Source organism: Psychrobacter sp. NPDC078631 (assembly GCF_050268165.1).
Taxonomy (GTDB): Bacteria; Pseudomonadota; Gammaproteobacteria; order Pseudomonadales; family Moraxellaceae; genus Psychrobacter.
The window spans coordinates 856,932-876,405 of the sequence record NZ_JBNNGG010000001.1 but is presented as its reverse complement, the minus strand read 5'-3'; the positions used below and the strand labels follow the sequence as shown (position 1 = coordinate 876,405).

14 protein-coding genes and 1 pseudogene are annotated in these 19,474 nt (G+C 43.8%); 12 read left to right on the top strand and 3 right to left on the bottom strand.

Annotated elements, in window-relative coordinates:
- Positions 1-39: 39 nt before the first annotated feature.
- The gene (gene ppc / locus ACQKCP_RS03520; protein ID WP_427611312.1) at positions 40-2,820 is read left to right on the top strand and encodes a phosphoenolpyruvate carboxylase; all 2,781 of its coding nucleotides are present in this window, start codon (positions 40-42) and stop codon (positions 2,818-2,820) included.
- A 257-nt stretch (positions 2,821-3,077) separates the two neighbouring features.
- Entirely contained in the window at positions 3,078-4,241 is a 1,164-nt protein-coding gene (locus ACQKCP_RS03515) for a TauD/TfdA family dioxygenase (protein WP_427611311.1), read from the top strand.
- Positions 4,242-4,379: 138 nt separating this feature from the next.
- Here the strand turns inward: ACQKCP_RS03515 and ACQKCP_RS03510 are convergent, their stop codons facing one another.
- The gene (locus ACQKCP_RS03510; protein ID WP_427611310.1) at positions 4,380-5,519 is read right to left on the bottom strand and encodes an MFS transporter; all 1,140 of its coding nucleotides are present in this window, start codon (positions 5,517-5,519) and stop codon (positions 4,380-4,382) included.
- A 194-nt stretch (positions 5,520-5,713) separates the two neighbouring features.
- Here ACQKCP_RS03510 and ACQKCP_RS03505 point away from each other — a divergent pair, with 194 nt between their 5' ends.
- The gene (locus tag ACQKCP_RS03505; RefSeq protein WP_427611309.1) at positions 5,714-6,625 is read left to right on the top strand and encodes a LysR family transcriptional regulator; all 912 of its coding nucleotides are present in this window, start codon (positions 5,714-5,716) and stop codon (positions 6,623-6,625) included.
- A 114-nt stretch (positions 6,626-6,739) separates the two neighbouring features.
- Here the strand turns inward: ACQKCP_RS03505 and ACQKCP_RS03500 are convergent, their stop codons facing one another.
- Together ACQKCP_RS03500 and ACQKCP_RS03495 are read right to left on the bottom strand one after the other, a co-directional pair.
- Entirely contained in the window at positions 6,740-7,180 is a 441-nt protein-coding gene (locus ACQKCP_RS03500) for a hypothetical protein (RefSeq protein WP_427611308.1), read from the bottom strand.
- 89 nt (positions 7,181-7,269) lie between these two features.
- A complete protein-coding gene (locus ACQKCP_RS03495) occupies positions 7,270-8,220 on the bottom strand; it encodes a hypothetical protein (protein WP_427611307.1) in 951 nt (316 codons plus the stop codon).
- A gap of 241 nt (positions 8,221-8,461) precedes the next feature.
- Between ACQKCP_RS03495 and ACQKCP_RS03490 the strand changes: the two genes are divergently transcribed.
- The 9 genes and pseudogenes from ACQKCP_RS03490 (at position 8,462) to prpF (ending at position 19,436) form a co-directional block, all read left to right on the top strand.
- A complete protein-coding gene (locus ACQKCP_RS03490) occupies positions 8,462-9,487 on the top strand; it encodes a LysR family transcriptional regulator (protein WP_427611306.1) in 1,026 nt (341 codons plus the stop codon).
- Between the two features lie 284 nt (positions 9,488-9,771).
- Positions 9,772-11,058, top strand: coding sequence for an NRAMP family divalent metal transporter (locus tag ACQKCP_RS03485; RefSeq protein ID WP_427611305.1), 1,287 nt, complete (start codon positions 9,772-9,774; stop codon positions 11,056-11,058).
- Positions 11,059-11,430: 372 nt separating this feature from the next.
- A complete protein-coding gene (gene prpB / locus ACQKCP_RS03480) occupies positions 11,431-12,324 on the top strand; it encodes a methylisocitrate lyase (protein ID WP_201579724.1) in 894 nt (297 codons plus the stop codon).
- Positions 12,325-12,423: 99 nt separating this feature from the next.
- Positions 12,424-13,080 carry a DUF2059 domain-containing protein gene (locus tag ACQKCP_RS03475; protein WP_427611304.1) on the top strand — a complete coding sequence of 219 codons (657 nt, stop codon included), beginning with the start codon at positions 12,424-12,426 and terminating at the stop codon, positions 13,078-13,080.
- Between the two features lie 96 nt (positions 13,081-13,176).
- On the top strand, positions 13,177-14,304 hold the full coding sequence (gene prpC / locus ACQKCP_RS03470; RefSeq protein WP_427611303.1) for a bifunctional 2-methylcitrate synthase/citrate synthase: 1,128 nt from the start codon (positions 13,177-13,179) through the stop codon (positions 14,302-14,304).
- Between the two features lie 307 nt (positions 14,305-14,611).
- Positions 14,612-17,245: a Fe/S-dependent 2-methylisocitrate dehydratase AcnD gene (gene acnD, locus ACQKCP_RS03465; RefSeq protein ID WP_427611665.1), complete on the top strand. Its 2,634-nt coding sequence runs from the start codon at positions 14,612-14,614 to the stop codon at positions 17,243-17,245.
- 228 nt (positions 17,246-17,473) lie between these two features.
- A pseudogene (locus ACQKCP_RS03460) lies at positions 17,474-17,734 on the top strand (type II toxin-antitoxin system Phd/YefM family antitoxin); the annotation flags it as partial.
- A 107-nt stretch (positions 17,735-17,841) separates the two neighbouring features.
- Positions 17,842-18,102, top strand: coding sequence for a Txe/YoeB family addiction module toxin (locus ACQKCP_RS03455; RefSeq protein WP_037025847.1), 261 nt, complete (start codon positions 17,842-17,844; stop codon positions 18,100-18,102).
- Between the two features lie 80 nt (positions 18,103-18,182).
- The gene (gene prpF, locus ACQKCP_RS03450; protein WP_427611302.1) at positions 18,183-19,436 is read left to right on the top strand and encodes a 2-methylaconitate cis-trans isomerase PrpF; all 1,254 of its coding nucleotides are present in this window, start codon (positions 18,183-18,185) and stop codon (positions 19,434-19,436) included.
- Positions 19,437-19,474 lie beyond the last annotated feature (38 nt).

Here is a 19,474-nt window from a genome sequence, read left to right as displayed (position 1 = left end):
CATAGTATTGTATCCATTCATTTGATAGGAAGGTTGAAGATGACACTAGATAACAACGTACTACGTAAACGCACCAGCTTGTTGGGTTCATTATTAGGTGATGCTATTTCTCGCCAATCTGGTGAGCAGACGCTAGATACGATTGAGACGCTGCGCAAAGGCTTTATTCAACAGCGTCGTGAGCCGAATGAGACACATAAACAGCAGCTTATCGATTTTATTGCTTCTTTAGACAATCAAACCTTAAAAAACGTCATACGCGGCTTTTCTATCTATTTTTTCCTAGCCAATCTAAGCGAAGAGAATTACTTGCGTGAGCAGCGTCACGCGCAGCGTATGCAATCTGAGCAAAGCTGGGAAGGATCATTTCGTCGTACCTTACTTGAGTGTCGTGAACGCAATATTGAGCCTGCTCAAATGCAAGAGCTGATTGATCAGCTGAAGTTTACACCTGTATTTACGGCGCATCCTACCGAAGCGCGTCGCCGTACTACGATGAATATCTTACAAAGTCTATTCACGCATAGCGACGCTTTAAATAACGTGTCTGAAAACAGCTTCGCCTACGAGCAAGCTAAAGAACAAACTGCGCAAACGATTGATCTATTATGGTCGTCTGACGAAGTGCGCACCCGTAAGCCGTTGGTATATGATGAGATTAACAATGGCTTGCATTACTTTAATGCCAGTTTGTTCAATGCCATTCCTAAAGTGTATCGTAATATCAAAAAAGCCATTGTCGATATCTATCCGGAGCTTACAGACTATCCACTGCCTGCGTTTATGAGCTTTGGTTCATGGATTGGTGGTGATAGAGATGGCAATCCTTTTGTGACTTTTGAGACCACAGAACTTGCTGTATTGATGCATGCGGATACCGTGCTGCGTCACTATCAAGTACTACTCAAAAAACTGCGCCGACAGCTGATTCATAGTGACACCATTGTCACCGTCTCACCTGACGTATATGCCAAAATCAAAAGTTATGATGAGCTCGATCAGCGTGTGTTTGACTATAACCTAGATGACTATGGCAATGAGCCATATCGTCGCTTGCTCTCTATCATTCTGACTAAAGTCAAAGCCACCAATCGCCGCATTCAAAGCAAAGGTACGGATATCGAGGCCGAAAAAGATGCTTATCGCAATCCAGAAGAGTTACTAGAAGACCTGCGCATTATCCGTCAAAGTGTCAATACACATGATACGGCACACAGCGATGGATTACTGCTAGATGTCATTCGTTTGGTCAAAACTTGCGGCTTTCATTTGGCGGCGCTCGATATCCGTCAAGAGTCGTCATACCATGGCGAAGTGATTGCCGATATCTTTGCCAGTGCCTCCAACCTGCCTGATTATCAAGCGCTAAGCGAAACCGAACGTCAAGAGTGGTTGACGCGCTTGCTAGAAAAACCAGGCACGCCGCTTATCTATACTGATAACCTGACAGACAAAACGCGTGAACAATTGTCACTGATGAATTCGGTCGCTACTCTACGCAAACTGGTGGGACAGGCTACTTTTGGTAGCTATGTGATTTCGATGACCAATAATGCTAGCCAGCTACTAGAAGTATTGCTGCTCATGCGGTTTGCAGGCTTATGCAGAATTGATGACGAAGGTCAGTTGTCTGCTGACTTACCTGTCGCACCATTATTTGAAACCATCGAAGATCTCAAAAATATCGATAAAATCTTGCCTGCCGTATTAGATAATCCACTGTATCGTGGACTGCTACGGAACACGGACAACACGCAAGAGATTATGCTAGGTTATTCAGACTCATCAAAAGATGGCGGTATTATCACTTCTGCATGGCAGTTGTATAGTGCCCAGCAGACCATTAATAGTATTGCTGAGCAATATGGTATAAAAACACGCTTGTTCCATGGTCGTGGTGGTTCAGTCAGCCGTGGCGGTGGATCAACGCACAAAGCCATTGCTGCACAGCCGGCTGGTACACTACATGGTCAGATTAAAGTGACTGAGCAAGGCGAAGTGCTCTATGCCAAGTATGCCAATACGGATACTGCTGTGTTTGAACTGACGATGGCTATCACAGGCACCCTCAAAGCCTGCTCGACAAGGTTTGTGGTGCAACCGACTGAGTTGCCAGAGTATGAAGCGCTGTTTGCACGCCTAGCAGACTCGGGTGAACAACGTTATCGAGAGCTGACCGATCATACCGAAGGGTTTTATAAGTTCTACTCCGAGGTTACCCCAGTACAAGAAATCTCTCTATTAAACATTGGCTCCCGTCCTGCCCATCGCAAAAAAGGCCTACCAAGTAAGACCACATTGCGAGCGATTCCTTGGGTATTTGGCTGGTCATTGGCACGCTTTACCCTACCTGCTTGGTATGGCGTCGGTAGTGCGCTAGATAGCGTCAAAAAAGACGAAGCATTGATGAAAGAGATGAATCAGCATTGGCCTTTCTTTAGCGTATTTATCAGTAATATCGAGATGGCTTTTACCAAAGCCAATATGAATATCGCAGAGGCTTATAGCCAACTGTGTGATGATGAGCCGTTACGCGAAAAAATCATGACAGCGGTCACCGATGAACACACGCTGACCAATTCAGGATTAAACTCTCTGCTTGAGCAAGATTCTTTATTATCCAATCAGCAAAACCTTGCTTCATCCCTGCAATGGCGAGACGCTTATCTAGATCCTATTAACTATATCCAGATTGAACTATTAAAGCGTGCCAGACAACAGGACACCCTGAACGATTCGGCACATAGCGACCTTAATGTAGAAGATCCATTAATCCGTAGTATCAATGCGCTAGCTGCAGGGTTACGAAATACTGGTTAAGGTAGCTTTTCGATAAGTAGCTTTCGAATAAACAAAAAGCTTATACCAATTATCGCAAATATTAGGGCTTCGTTCGCGAAGCCTGAATATTATTTAAAACCCTTCAGAAAATATCTCGCCAGATATCAATCGCAGTTTAGTACTGCGTTGATTGATATTGCCTATTAGGTGATTCGTAATTCATTGTTTGAATAACCGATCCGAACAAGATACCGTAAAATATATTTTTACTTCATGTATATGTAGGGTCTGCTCCAATGGAAACGCCTCAATCAACACCATCTTTAGACATCGCAGCAATTGATTGCCATATAGAATCCGTTGCACTCATTGACCGCGCTATTCAAATACGCTGGAATGATGGTATCGACAGTACGCACCACTATATCTGGCTGCGTGATAACTGCCCATCGGCTTTTCATCCGCACACTGGCGAGCGTAGCTTTGATTTACTGAGTGTCTCAAAAGATATCCATCCACTATCCGTCTCTTTTGATGAGACAACGCTAACGATTGAATGGTCAGAACAAGCGCATATCAGTCACTTTGATCAGAGTTGGTTACGTGAGTTTGGGTATTCTAGTGCATTGGCCAAGGACCATAGCAGTCCTTATGAAAGTTGGGATGGCACGTTTATTGACCACATCCCCATGTATGACCAGCAGAGCATCATGACCAGTGACAGTGCTTTATATGAGTGGATGAGTGCGCTGGATAAATATGGGCTTACTATCATTGATAATATGCCAGATGACTCTGATGCTGGCGTACAGACTGCCATGCGAGTCGATTATCTGCGGCAGACTAACTTCGGTATGACCTTTGATGTGATATCAGAAAAGTCGCCGATCAATTTGGCTTATACCTCGCTCTCATTACCTTTGCATACCGACTTGCCAAATCAGGAGTTGCCTCCAGGCTATCAATTCTTGCATTTTTTGAGTAATGAAAGCATAGGCGGCGAATCTACTTTCGTAGACGGATTAAAGGTGTTAGAAGGGTTACGAGAAGAACAGCCTGAGTATTTTCGCTTGCTGGCCGAATATGCCATCCCCTTTCGGTTTCATGACAGCGCCCATGATATCCTTGAGCACCACCCTGTCATCAATCTAGACAACTTTGGCAATATTGTCGAAATCAAATACAACGCCCATCTTGCAGATGTTTTCGATTTACCAAGTGACGTAATGCATGACTACTATCTTGCTTATCGAGAGCTGATGGCTCGATTAAAAGACAGTCGCTATAAAATTGAATTAAAACTAGCATCTGGTCAAATGGTGGTTTTTGATAACCGCCGAGTCCTGCATGGGCGTAACGCCTTTGATGAAAACGTCGGAGAGCGTCGTCTCAAAGGCTGTTATGTTGACCGCTCAGAATTTAAAAGCCGTTTACGAACGCTCAAAAAGCAACTGGCTTAACACGACCCACAAGCTAACTGATGCTGTGATTGTAATATAAATAGCAAGAGCAACAGCATCAGTACTTGGCCTCGGTGTCTGTTGATGACTCTAAGCTGCTTCCCTTCATGTTCCCTTATAGAAAGCATAAACGCTCTATCAAGCAGCTTTGCGACCTTTCACAAATAAAATCATACTAATAATGACGCTGAACACGCTACACATAATAAACACGTTGTGCGCGCCGCCTGGCATGTGCTCCATAAATGATGTGAAGAACTGCCCCGAAAACACCGCCATCGTAAAGTAAGATAAGTTACGGCCTCGTACGTTAGTAGCACTTAGCTCGACGGTCATATGGTTCAACAGCGGAATACTAAAGCCAAATCCAATGCCGATCAATAGTGCGCCTAATGTTAATAGCAAGGTGCTGGTTTGCGTAAAGCAAATATACGACAGCGCAAATGCGAAAAAGGCCAATGCCAATACTTTAGGTTCATTCAACCATTTGATTATTTTTGGCATAAAGCCTGCAGTAACGACCGCCACCAAAGAAATAAAGGCCAGTAATTGACCAATTTGCGATTCGTTATAGTTCAACTCATGCATGGTGATGGGCAGTAACACGGTTGAGGTGAAAAAGATGGTCATCGCTAAGGTTGAGATAAGATACACATTTTTTAGAGATAGGCCCCTAATGATAGTTTTGCTATCGTCTTCAGCAATCTGTGTATTCTCTGCTGTAGCTGCATGATGCCGTGGTACAAACAGCAGTAGCATGACTAAGAACACCCACGCAATCAAATAAATCGACAGCGGCAATGCCCAAAACTGTGAGGCAAGAAAGCCCCCTAAAAATAAGAATATGACCCCGCCCAGCTCAATGGACATCCCTTGCTTGGCAATCATCTTTAAGCGAGCTTCGCCTTGATACCACGTAGAGATTAATACCGTACAACTCGCCATGACGACCGCCGTTATACCGCCCAATAAAAACCGATTGCTAAACACCTGCGCGGGCCCATGTAAAAGATAAGCACTGGCACCTGCAAGTCCGTATAAAAACAACCCAATCATCAAGAGTTTGTACGCGCCATATTTATCGATTAACTTGCCAGCCAGTGGCGCAAATACCACCGCACCTAATGAGGGTAAGGTAATTAATAGCACGCTGTTGTCGGTAATACCCAAGCCCACCGAAATGCTAACCAAGCCGGGTGCCAGTAATGTACCGACCATAATGGTCAAACTGGCAATACACAGTAAGGTAAGACTACCTGCGGTTTTTAATTGGTTCATATGTGTCCCTAGTCGTTTCGATATCTATTACGGATATAACTGTTCGGCTTAGTAAATCATGCCGCAAGTATAGAATCTATCAAGCCATAACAAAAATGATAGTATGTGATTGAATCCATAAAAATACTGTATAGATTAAAAATCAAGACTGAGCAAGATTTTGATGAAAGATATTAATAAAAGGGATTGATGGTATGGATATAAAAACACTCAAAAGCTTTATGGCCGTGGCCAAGCACCAGAGTTTTTCGGAAGCGGCGCGTGAGCTGTATACCGTACAACCTGCCATCAGTCGCCATATCTCATCGTTAGAGACAGAGTTAGGCGTTGTGCTGTTTAACCGTACTTCTCGTGAGGTGACTATTACACCCGCTGGCGAGCAACTACTAAAAGACGCTGCTGTTATTTTGACCTTAGTAGAACAAGCAAAGACACAAGTTAAACGAGCACATGATGGGCAAGTCGGCACACTCAATATTGCGCATCTAAGCTCAGCTTGTTTGGCCTTTATGGCTAAACTGGTACGCAGTTATAAAGAAAAATTTCCACATGTGCATATGTCATTATTTGAGATGACGGTAACCGAACAGATAGAAGCGTTCAACAATGACCGCATCGATATTGCTTTCTCAAGACCATTGCCGAGCGCTATTGCCGACGATTTTATCAGCCATAGTATTTATATCGACAAATTGGTGGCGATTGTGAACCAGAGCCATGCATTAGCCAATCAAAAAACCATTGATTTGGCGCAGCTGAAAGGTGATAGGTTTATTATTTTTAACCGTGATGAAGCAGTTGGTCTATTTGATGAAACCATCATGCTATGCAGACAAGCTGGGTTTTCGCCCAATATCATCAGTCAACCCAAGCACATGCAGACATTGGTAACCGAGGTAGCGGCCGGTTTAGGAGTAGCGATTGCGCCTTATTGCGTACGCAAACTGTATAGCGATGGCTGTCACTTTATGATGCTAAACAACGTCAGCACACACATACCCGTGCATATCCAATACAAGCAGACCAATCACAGTGCAACGGCTGCCGCTTTCGTAGCGGTTGCGTTGAGCGCGACAGATGACATACAGCAAAGCATGGAGCACTGAGCCCACAAAAAAGCCCCATTTCTCTTCTCTTATGTTTATAGAGGAGAAATAGGGCTTAATATTATTCACTTACTGATTTATAGCTATCAATATAACATAGCGCTAATAGCAGCCCTAATAACTGGATTCACGATATAAAGTTTTATGCGCTTCTCTAAAGTCTTCAATGCTAATGGTAGGCGTAATACCATGTGTGCTATAGGCAGCTTGTTTAAGCTGTCCTTCATCACGAAATAGTACATTTTGAGCTTCTTGTTTGAAGTCATCATAACTAATGACATCATTCTCTTGATAAATATCAGAGATTACATAGTCGCTTTGGCTATACGATTGTGATGGAATGTTATTAAAACTGCTTTTTGTCGCAATATTGCTTGCCGTTAAAACGTTATTAGTGAACGATGCTTGAGATAGCGTAGAAGCATTACGGTCAAATAGATACATAGCTAGTAGAACAATAAAGACCATGCTGGCGATAAAGAAAAAACGCCTGCGTGGTCTAATGTTTTTTGATTTAGTAGCACTACCGCTACTAATGTTGTTTAAATTACTCATAGCTACGTACCAGTTCAACTCACGTTATCAACGGCACATGACCGTGTATTCTATGTGTTTTCTAATGGGTTCAACTAAACATCACCATTCTAATCGTTAGTTTCTCTATACAATGTGGTTTGTGACTCTTGCCTAAAATCATCATAGGTAATAGCAGCTTCCTCAGTTCCCGAAACAGCAACATCGTCTCCTGTTGTAGAGTTTTCAGGATTCAACTCTAGTTCATTAGCAGCTGGCATGTCTGGTTTGCTATTATCTGAAGCACTCTGCTGGATGGATGCTGGTTGCTCACTTATAAGGTCAACGTCATCAGTAACTGTTTGGCTTTCGACAGGTGTTATTGTCTCAGTGTCAATAACTGGTGTACTGTCTTTCTCTACATGAGTATCAGCACTGTTACCTTTATCGTCAACAGCAGAAGTTGATAATATTCCTGAAAATATAAGCATCACTATAATAGTAGACAATACTATTGAGCCAACAACTATACCAATAACGATAAGTTTTTTGCTACTCTTTACATTGCTTTTGGTTACTACTTCCTCAGCAGAGGTTGATTCTACTAAGTCTTCAATATTTATAGATTCATTGTTAGACATGATACCTGTCGTAGGTTCACTGTAATGGGCGGTAGCAGCAGGCAAGTCCGTATCGTTACTATTTTCTGTGTATTCTGAATCTGCAGTATGTGAACCGACATCACTAACACTACTATAGTCGTCATCCTCTGTGCTCGGTATATGAGTTTGTGATACATTTTGATTTGAAAAATCAAAAGTTGCATTTACTTTTGATCCTTCGTCGATATTTTGATCTTCAAACAGCTGTAACTCTTCTGTACTTAATGGTTCAAAAGCAGGAAGTTTTTGTGCGCCTTCCAATGGTTTCGAATTTTTTCTGTTACTATCTTCAGAGCTATGAACACGACTAATAAAACGTTCATAGATATCATTGTTGTTACGCTTACGCGACTTCTGGTGAACGATTTTAGCCAATTTTTCGTCAAAATCAGTACCGATGTCTTCTTTTTCGTCGCTCATAGAATAATACCAAACCAGTTTGTTCTACTGGCATTAAATGACTGCTAAGATGAAGTTTTGATTTTTCTTGCTAGAGTGTAACAGTGTTATCAGCACTCAATATAGTTGCTCATACCATTATCTTCAAGCACAATTTTTTTAATGTCACGAATATTTGTGCAAATTGTCTTCAACTACAGGATAAATAAGAAGTAAAAACAAATATCATGAAGACAACATAGACTATGACAGGCTCAATAGTATGGATTTAAAACAGCTTAATGCGTTTATCGCGGTTGCAGATTTGCGCAGCTTTAGCGCTGCCGCTACCAAAACAGGACTGTCACAGCCGAGCCTGAGTCGATTGCTAAAACAGTTAGAGACTGACATGGGCGTGGTGCTTATTGATCGCTACCACAGGCCACTACATCTGACTGAAGCGGGCAGTTTTTTCTACGATAAAATAAGCACCATACTGACCGAGATTGATACCGTGACTAGTATGACTCAGCGCCTATCAGCACCCAGCAGCGTTTTAAATATAGGTTTTGTGCCCTCAGTACTATACGGCCTGTTGCCTGAAATCATTGCCACGCTTAAACAGTTTAGCCCTGATATCGACGTTAATTTAAAAGACATTAGCTCATATCAACAAATGGATGCCCTCAAGTCTGGTGAGATTGATATTGGCTTTGGCCGATTTGCCCATCAAGATCCATGGATTCAGCAGATTCTGCTACGTCATGAACGCTACGTGGTGGCATTGCCAAAATCACACCCGCTTGCCAATGTACGCAAGCAACGCTTGATAGACCTAGCGAACAATCGCTTAATTTTATACCATCAAACACATTTGCCAGTATCGTCCACGGTGACGACAGAGGCAGCAATCCAAGCGAACGACAAGTTATCTACAAGTAGAGTCAACCGTACTGCTACTCATGAAGCAGCGTCTAGCGAGCCTATTACTGAGCCTTTATTACATCTTTTTGCCCAGTATGGCATCTCACCTTTTATGACCACGACAGTCAGTGATTTGCAGGTAGCATTGGGACTGGTCGCGGCAGGAGAAGGCATTACATTGGTGCCTGCCAGCTTGCAAACCGTACGTACGGAACAGATCAGCTACCAACGTTTGGTTCATGAAAATGTCACCTCCCCTATTTATTTGCACACCCTTAAAGACTTCGTACACCCAAAAATACCTGACTTGCTCACAGCCATTTATCACGTCTACGAACAGCGCGGCATTACTTATCGGCAGCAAAATTTTGTGTCACAGGCCTAAATGGGCAGATATCCGATGAATATTGTGTTATAAAGAACCGCCAAAAATAATTCATTTTAAATATTGATATTATTTTATAAGTATGCTAACTAACAAGAATAGCAATGCAAACAAATAGTAATAATAACTAGAATAATCATTCTCCTAGACAGTGTTGGTGTGATAAAGTCGATACGATGTAAATCGTTTTATATTTAGACGATTTATAGGACGTTCTTTCATGATCATTGGCAAGCTGACACAGGTAAGTGATAATTTGCTGTTTTAACCATTTCGAGGTATTCATGTCCACACAACAACTCAATAACCCAAGTACCCCTGACAATAGCGTTGCCTCGCAACAAGAGGGCTTTAGCTGGCGCATCTTTGGCCCAGGCATTTTGATGGCGACTGCTGCCATTGGTGGTTCGCATTTGATTTCATCAACACAGGCGGGTGCTATCTATGGCTGGCAATTGGCCATTATGATTGTATTGGCTAACGTGTTTAAGTATCCGTTTTTTCGCTTCGCAACTGACTACGTCTACGATACTGGCGAGAGTTTGATTGCAGGCTATGCCAAACGCTCAAAGGTATATCTTTGGGTATATTTTATTCTTTCTATCTTGTCAGCGGTTATTAGTACGGGTGCGGTCTCACTTATTGCGGCCGTGATCTTGGGCTTTATGTTGCCAGCCTCACTTGGTCTGTCGACAATGGCGTTATCTCTCATTATCGTCGCGGTCTCTTGGTTCTTTTTGATTGCAGGGCATTATAAATTGCTCGATGGTGTGACTAAGTGGATTATGATTGCGCTTACCACGGCCACCGTCGCTGCGGTCATTATTGCAGCTGGTAAGCCAACCGTTATGGCAGTAGATTTTGTGGCGGCCTCTCCTTGGAACCTCGCCACGTTGGGCTTCATTGTAGCACTCATGGGCTGGATGCCTGCACCGCTTGAGTTTGCTGCAATTACCTCTATGTGGACCTCTGCCAAAGTCAAAGCAGATCACACCACGCATAGCCAAGGCTTGTTAGATTTTAATGTTGGCTATGCAGTTTCAGCGATATTGGCATTGTTCTTCTTATCGTTAGGTGTGTTTGTCCAGTATGGATCAGGACAAGAGATTGAATTGGTCGGCGGGGCTTATATCAACCAGTTGATCAATATGTATACCGCAACCATTGGTGAATGGTCGAGATTGCTAGTCGCTTTCGTCGCCTTTATGTGTATGTTCGGCACGACCATCACCTGTGCTGATGGCTATGGACGCGCTAATGCTGAATGCTGGCGCTTGCTAAAAGGTGAAAGCGAAATCAATAAAAAGCAGATCGCTTTTTGGACGACCTATGCTATCGGTGGCGGACTAGTAATTATCACTTTCTTCACAGGACAATTAGGCGCTATGCTTAAGTTTGCCATGATATCGGCGTTCGTCTCTGCGCCTATTTTCGGTTGGTTAAACTACTCATTGGTTAAAAAGCATAAGAAACTGTCAGCAGGTATGAATGCTTTGTCTATCGCAGGCTTGATATTCTTAGCAGGTTTCGCGTTATTGTTCTTGGCCAATATGGCAGGTCTATTTGCTTAACCTTTTGATTAATATAAAACTCATCGCTTAACAATTTTATTTAAGCAAAACATAAGCCCTGATAGCCTAGCTATTGGGGCTTTTTAGTGAGTGTAACTATATTAATTAGATAATACAGCTTTAGTAATTGTAACCAAATGTAAAAACCATGACGTTCTAGAAGCTGCAATTTTAAGCAATATGAATACTTACTATAAGAAATTACCAATAAATGCATAATGCTATTTGAATTATAAATACTATTAAAAATACTACATACAATTATTATTTAAATTAAACATTAATTGAGAACCCAAACTTTTCAGGCACGAATAATTGAGTATAATCAGCTACAACAATTATAATATTTCCCCTCCATGTAAGGACAATCAAATGATTTCATCTTCAGCAGGCGCGCGCTTTCGCAGTGCTCTCACTCAAAAAAATGATAACAACCAACCATTACAGATTGCAGGCGCTATCAACGCCTATACAGCGATGATGGCGACCCAAGTTGGTCATCAAGCGTTGTACCTCTCCGGTGCTGGCGTGGCCAATGCCTCGTTTGGTTTGCCTGATCTCGGTATGACCAGCCTTGATAATGTACTAGAAGATGCTCGCCGTATCACCGATGCCGTTGATACACCATTATTGGTTGATATCGATACGGGCTTTGGTGGCGCGTTTAACATCGCTCAAACTATCAGAAAAATGGAAAAAGCAGGTGTCGCGGCAGTACATATCGAAGACCAAGTGGCGCAAAAACGTTGTGGCCATCGCCCTAACAAAGAAATTGTTAGTATCTCAGAGATGGTTGATCGTCTAAAAGCGGCGTTGGACGCAAAAACTGACCCTGACTTTGTAGTGATGGCTCGTACAGATGCCCTATCAGTAGAAGGTTTGGACGCTGCTGTTGAACGTGCCGTTGCCTTCCAAGAAGCGGGCGCAGATATGATCTTTGCAGAAGCGCTAACCGACATCGAGATGTATCGCAAGTTCACTGATGTACTCGATATTCCAGTACTAGCAAACATGACAGAGTTTGGTCAAACAGATCTATATACCACTGATCAGTTGTATAGCGTGGGTGTCGAGATGGTGCTATATCCACTATCTGCCTTCCGCGCTATGAACAAAGCGGCATTGAACGTCTATCAGCATTTGTTAGATGATGGCACTCAAGACAAAGTCGTCGATACCATGCAGACTCGCATGGAGCTCTATGATTTCTTGAACTATCATGAGTTTGAGCAGACACTAGACAAGCTATTTGCTGATAATAAGTAGTTAACAACTAATACTGCCAATTAGCAACGCCGAAACGATAAACCATCTCTGTGTGCTTTATCGTTTCAAAATCCGTCTTTATTTACCTTTAGGTTATTTATGCCATTTTTTACTGCTCATACGGTTGTCAAATCCTCACTACTTAGTAGCACGCTTGCGGCGCTGTTGTTCATGACGGGCTGTGATAAAACACCAGAAACCGTTGACGATACTGCCAGTGATACGAGCGAAACTGTGGTTAGCGAAAGCGAAGCTGCACCATCAGAGATTGATGCTCAAAACGACTTGATCATGACGACGATTACGCTAGATACCGTCAACAGCCTATTGTTTTCACCAATCATTAATAGCGGCGCGCTCAGTGAAGAGCAAGTCAGCTGCCTCGAGTCACGCGACAAAGATTTGGGCAAAGCCGAAGTCGATCGTTTTTATAAGAGTCAGTTTACCGATGCAGAGTTAAAAGAATTAGATGACTTTTATACGTCGGATGTAGGGAAAAAACTGCTTGCTTTTGGCAATGAGCAATTGCGCGTCATGAATGGCGAAGAGGTGGCAACGCCAATGGCTGACCCTACTCCAGAAGAAATGACTGAGATTCAGACATTTATGGAGTCGCCACTGGGTGCCAAGTATATGAAGATCAACAATGCAGAAGGTGAAGGCAGTGCAATGGAAGTCTTAAATGGCCCTATTGAAGCTGAATTTGAGCGTTGTAACGTCGATTTAGACGGTCCACAGCCTGAACAGCCTGCATAACGCTAGACTGGCGCTATAGTCAGTCATTGACCAATAAATTTATTATTAGAAACACCGTTTTCACTCAAAAAAGCTACCAACAAAAGGAATGTAAACATGGCAGCACAGAAAGAACTTTCAGGCGCAGGTCTACGTGGACAAGTCGCTGGTAAAACCGCTCTATCTACCGTTGGCAAATCAGGCTCTGGTCTGACCTATCGCGGTTATGATGTATCAGAGCTGGCAGATAAATGTATTTTTGAAGAAGTAGCGTATTTGCTGTTATACGGCAACTTGCCTACTCAAAGCGAGCTTGATGCCTATCAAGTCAAACTCAAAAGCCTGCGTGGCCTACCACAAGCGTTAAAAGACGTGCTTGAACGTATCCCAGCTGATGCGCATCCAATGGATGTGCTACGTACAGGTTGCTCTATGCTTGGCAACCTTGAGACTGAAACCGATTTTGCTCAGCAAAACGATCAAACTGACCGTATGCTAGCTGCCTTCCCATCGATTATCAACTATTGGTATCGCTTTACCCATGACAATGTACGTATCGAGACCAATACAGATGATGCCACTATTGGCGGACATTTCTTACATTTGCTCAAAGGCGAAAAACCAAACGAGCTGCACGAAAAAGTAATGAACGTCTCGCTTATCCTTTATGCAGAGCATGAGTTTAACGCGTCGACCTTTACCGCTCGTGTGTGTGCATCTACCTTGTCTGATATCCATTCTTGTATCACTGGTGCAATCGGTTCACTACGCGGTCCATTGCATGGCGGAGCGAATGAAGCGGCGATGGATATGATTGAAGGCTTTAGCTCACCTGATGAAGCTGAAGAAGATATGATGGGTATGCTGGCTCGTAAAGACAAAATCATGGGCTTTGGTCATGCGATCTATAGCGAGTCAGATCCACGTAACGTGGTGATTAAAGGCTGGGCTGAGAAGCTAGCTGCGGACGTTGGTGATGAAGTGCTATACCCAGTATCAGTACGCTGTGAAGAAGTCATGTGGCGTGAGAAGAAGCTATTCTGTAATGCTGACTTTTTCCATGCTTCTGCCTATCACTTTATGGGTATTCCAACCAAGCTATTCACCCCTATCTTTGTTTGTTCACGCTTGACTGGTTGGGCAGCCCACGTGTTTGAGCAACGTGCCAATAACCGTATCATTCGCCCAAGTGCAGAATATACTGGTGAAGAGCTGCGCCCAGTACCAGATATGAGTGCTCGTTAAACGGCTGTTATTTAGCAATTATTAAGATGATTTGTGCTAAATAATCTTATCAGCTAGCGGCAGTGTTAGCTGATACAGGTATGATGATTGAGCCTTGCTATGGTTTTTTTAGGTTTAATCGTCATACGCTATCTTTTTTATAGACCATATCCTTTTAATTTTCAATATCGCTTCTTTAGCAAAGCCTATGATAACGAACGATGATTTTGCTAAAGGAATGAATTTTTACCCAGTATCAACGCTTAACTACCTATTATAATTAGCCAACAGCCAAAGGTGACTTATGGACAACGCCCTAGTACAACCAATGAACGAACAATTCAAAAAGCCACTTCCCGGTACTGACCTTTATTACTTTGACACCCGCGAGGCCGTCGAGAGTATCGAAGCTGGCGCGTATGACAAGCTACCGTTTTGCTCAAAAGTATTGTGCGAAAACCTAGTACGCCGTTGCCCACCAGAAGAGTTAACCGATGCGCTAAAACAGCATATCGAAGGCAAGCAAGATCTAGACTTTCCTTGGTACCCTGCCCGCGTGGTTTGTCATGATATCTTAGGTCAGACTGCCTTTGTTGATTTGGCAGGTTTGCGTGATGCTATCGCTGAACAAGGCGGTGATCCGTCTAAAGTAAACCCTATTGTGCCAACTCAGCTTATCGTTGACCATTCATTGGCCGTTGAGCACGCAGGCTTCGAAGATAACGCATTTGAGAAAAACCGTGCGATTGAAGAGCGCCGCAACGATGATCGCTTTCACTTTATTAACTGGTGCCAGTATGCCTTTGACAATGTGAACGTCGTACCGCCTGGTAATGGCATTATGCATCAGATTAACCTAGAAAAAATGTCACCTGTCGTACAGGTCGTGCACAATAAAGCGGGTGAAGAAGTTGCGTTTGCCGATACATTGGTTGGTACTGATAGCCACACGCCGATGGTCGATGCACTAGGCGTTATCTCAATCGGTGTTGGCGGTTTAGAAGCCGAAAGCGTCATGCTGGGTAACCCATCATATATGCGCCTGCCTGATTACGTTGGTGTCAAGCTCACTGGAAAATTGCAAAAAGGCATCACTGGTACGGATCTCGTACTGGCGATGACCGAGTTCTTACGCGACGCAGGTGTGGTCTCTACCTATATTGAATTCTTTGGCGACGGTGCACGCCAGCTAAGTGTCGGTGACCGCGCTTCTATCTCCAATATGACACCTGAATATGGTGCCACTGCCGCGATGTTCTATATCGATGAGCAAACCACTGACTATCTACGTTTGACTGGTCGCTCTGAAGAGCAGATTAAATTGGTTGAGCAATACGCCAAGCAAACAGGACTATGGGCTGACGGCATGGAAAAAGCCGAATACGCACGCGTCCTTGAGTTTGATTTGTCATCAGTGGTACGTAATATGGCAGGCCCGTCGCGTCCACATGCCCGTGTATCGACTACTGACTTGGTTGCCAAAGGTATCGCTCATGGTGCTGACGAGAAACTGCCTGAACCAAAAAATGGTCTCATGCCAGATGGCGCAGTGATTATCGCTGCTATCACCAGCTGTACCAATACTTCAAACCCACGCAACATGGTAGCCGCAGGCCTTGTCGCTCGTAACGCCAATGCTAAAGGCCTATTACGTAAACCTTGGGTGAAGTCATCCTTAGCACCTGGGTCAAAAACCGTCAAAATGTACTTAGAAGAAGCAGGCCTGATGCCTGAGTTACAAGAAATTGGCTTTGATGTGGTTGGATTCGCTTGTACGACGTGTAACGGTATGAGCGGTGCGCTAGACCCTGATATCGAAAAAGAAATCATCGATAATGATTTATTTACCACAGCAGTGCTATCTGGTAACCGTAACTTTGATGGTCGTATCCACCCATACGCTAAGCAAGCATTTTTGGCATCGCCACCACTGGTTATTGCTTATGCCATCGCTGGTAACATCCGCTTTGATATCGAAAAAGACTCATTGGGTAAAGACCAAGATGGCAATGACGTCTATCTAAAAGACATCTGGTTTGATGATGAAGAAGTGGATGCCATTGTCGCTGCTGCCGTTAAGCCTGAGCAGTTCAATGCGGTATATATTCCAATGTTTGATGAAGCCAAAAAAGACACAGGTAAGGCATTAAGCCCATTGTATGACTGGCGTGAAATGACCACTTATATCCGCCGTCCGCCGTACTGGGAAGGCAAAATGGCTAAGAAAAATAAACTGACAGGCCTACGTCCGCTTGCTGTCCTTGGTGATAACATCACAACCGACCATATGTCACCATCAAATGCTATTTTGGGCTCGTCGGCAGCTGGCGAGTATCTCGATACTATGGGCTTGCCTGCTGAGGACTATAACTCATACGCAACCCATCGCGGCGACCATTTAACCGCGCAACGTGCCACCTTTGCCAACCCTAAGCTATTGAACGAAATGGTACGCGATGAAGATGGCGAGGTGATTCAAGGCTCTTTGGCTCGCGTAGAGCCACAAGGTCAAGTCATGCGTATGTGGGAAGCGATTGAGACCTACATGAACCGTGAGCAGCCGCTTATCATCATCGCAGGTGATGGCTATGGTCAAGGCTCAAGCCGTGACTGGGCTGCCAAAGGCGTGCGTCTCGCTGGCGTAGAAGCCGTCGTTGCTGAAGACTTTGAACGTATTCATCGTCAAAACTTAGTTGGCATGGGAGCGCTACCTTTACAGTTTGAGGAAGGTACGACTCGCCATACGCTAAATATCGATGGTACGGAAACCTTTGATGTCACAGGTGAAGTCTCGGCTGGCGGGTTGATGACTCTAGTGATTCATCGTGCCGATGGTAGTACCACTGAGACGCCGATTATCTGCCGTTTAGATACTGCTGATGAGGTTAAAATGTATAACGCTGGTGGTATGCTACAGCGTTTTGCTAAAGAGTTTATCGAAGGTACGCTTGATATCGTCTAAGGCTATCCTGTAGGTTTTAGCGTGATAAGCAGTAAAGTACAAAAATCGCCGATGTTGTATAACCTTATATGACGTCGGCTTTTATTTGCTTTTTCTTTCTATACACTGAGTTTTGTCACTTACTCCTAAGTACTAGATAGTAGCTAAATATTGATTTTACTTAACCAATGGCGTAATATGTACTATATATTGTACAAGTAATCTAGAATATCATGAAAGGAGTAAGCCATGAGAGTCGTTAGTTTTTCAGAAGCCAGAAAGCACCTAAAGTCCGTCTTAGATACGGTAAACGATGATGCCAACGCCACTATCGTGACCCGCCGTGACGCCGATGATGCGGTTGTCATGTCACTAGACTATTACAATAGCCTGATGGAAACCGTTTATTTATTAAAGTCTCCTGCCAATGCGGCTCACTTAGCGGACTCTATTGCCCAATATAAAGCTGGCAAGACGGTTACGCGTGAGCTAATAGATACGGTAGAAGATAGTGATAAAGGTGATGGTAGCAGCGATAATAATGAGCATACGGATAGCGATATTGAAAGTGCTTGAACTCAAAGACTGTAATCCATCCAAAGGAAAAGGGTCTAACAATGAGTGAACAACTAGCATGGACAGATGCTGCGTGGAAAGACTACCTGTACTGGCAAACGCAGGACAAAAAAACACTCAAACGTATTAACAAACTCATCACCGAATGTAAGCGTAATCCGTTTGAAGGCATTGGCAAGCCTGAACCCCTAAAAGAAAATCTATCTGGATTTTGGTCAAGACGCATCGACGACGCCAATCGTTTGGTATATGCCGTCGATGATAACTATCTGACGATTATCTCTTGTCGCTATCATTATTAACGAGCGCTCTTAGTCATGTATGTTTACTTGCTGATGGCACCATACCTAATCTTATAACAATATAAAAAGGACTTAATACAGTGGCCCAAACCAATTCTAAATCAAAACCCTCTTTCGCCCCACAACTATCCGTTCCTGCTACCTATATGCGCGGTGGTACCTCAAAAGGCACTTTCTTTAAATTATCTGATTTACCTGAGCGTTGCCAAGTCGCTGGCAAGTCACGTGATAACTTCCTATTACGGGTCATCGGCAGCCCAGATCCTTACGGCAAGCAAATCGATGGTTTGGGCAATGGTAGCTCTAGTACATCAAAAATAGTTATCTTATCGGCCTCTGACAGACCAGACCACGATGTAAATTATCTGTTTGGACAAGTCAATATCGCTAAGCCTATGATTGATTGGGCGGGTAACTGTGGCAACTTGACTGCAGCGGTTGGTGCTTGCGCGATTAATATGGGTTTGGTCGATGCCGACAAGATTATTAACAGCATCGATGACAATGCAAATAGCGGTATTTGTGAAGTACGCATTTGGCAAGAAAATATCGGTAAAACGATTATTGCCCATGTTCCCGTCTATAAAGACGCAAATGACAAAGTACAAGTTCAAGAGACGGGCGATTTTGAATTAGACGGTGTAACTTTCCCAGCGGCTGAAGTCAAAATTGAGTTTATCGATCCTGTAGATGCTACCAGCGATATGTTCCCTACGGGTAATTTGGTCGATGACTTCGATGTTACCGGCTGCGGTCTAAACGCTGATAATGTCAAAGCTACCTTTATTAGTGCAGGTATCCCGACTATCTTCATGAAAGCAGAAGATTTGGGCTTTACCGGTACTGAATTACAAGGCGACATCAATAGCGATGGTGAGCTACTTGCCAAGCTTGAGAAAATTCGTGCTACAGGCGGCGTGGCGATGGGCTTATTTAAAGATGTCTCTGAAGCACAGACCAGTCAACATATTCCTAAAGTTGCTTGGGTTGGCGCAGCACAGAGCTATACGGCCTCTAGTGGTAAGTCGGTCAACGCAGGAGAGATTGACTTAGTCGTACGTGCCATGAGTATGGGTCAATTGCATCACGCTATGATGGGTACAGCAGCAGTCGCTATTGCCGCTGCGGCAACCACACAAGCCACGCTCGTCAATCAAGCAGCAGGCGCTGGTGAGCTGACAGAGGTGCGTTTTGGCCACCCATCAGGCACATTGCTCGTCGGCGGAAAAACCGAACTGGTCGATGGGCGCTGGCAAGCCAAAAAAGTGTCGATGAGCCGCTCAGCAAGGCGTATCATGGTCGGTGAGATTTTTGTGCCAGCGGATGCGTTTTAAGCGTAGTCATGGCTTATTTTAATTTTTGATAGAGTTTT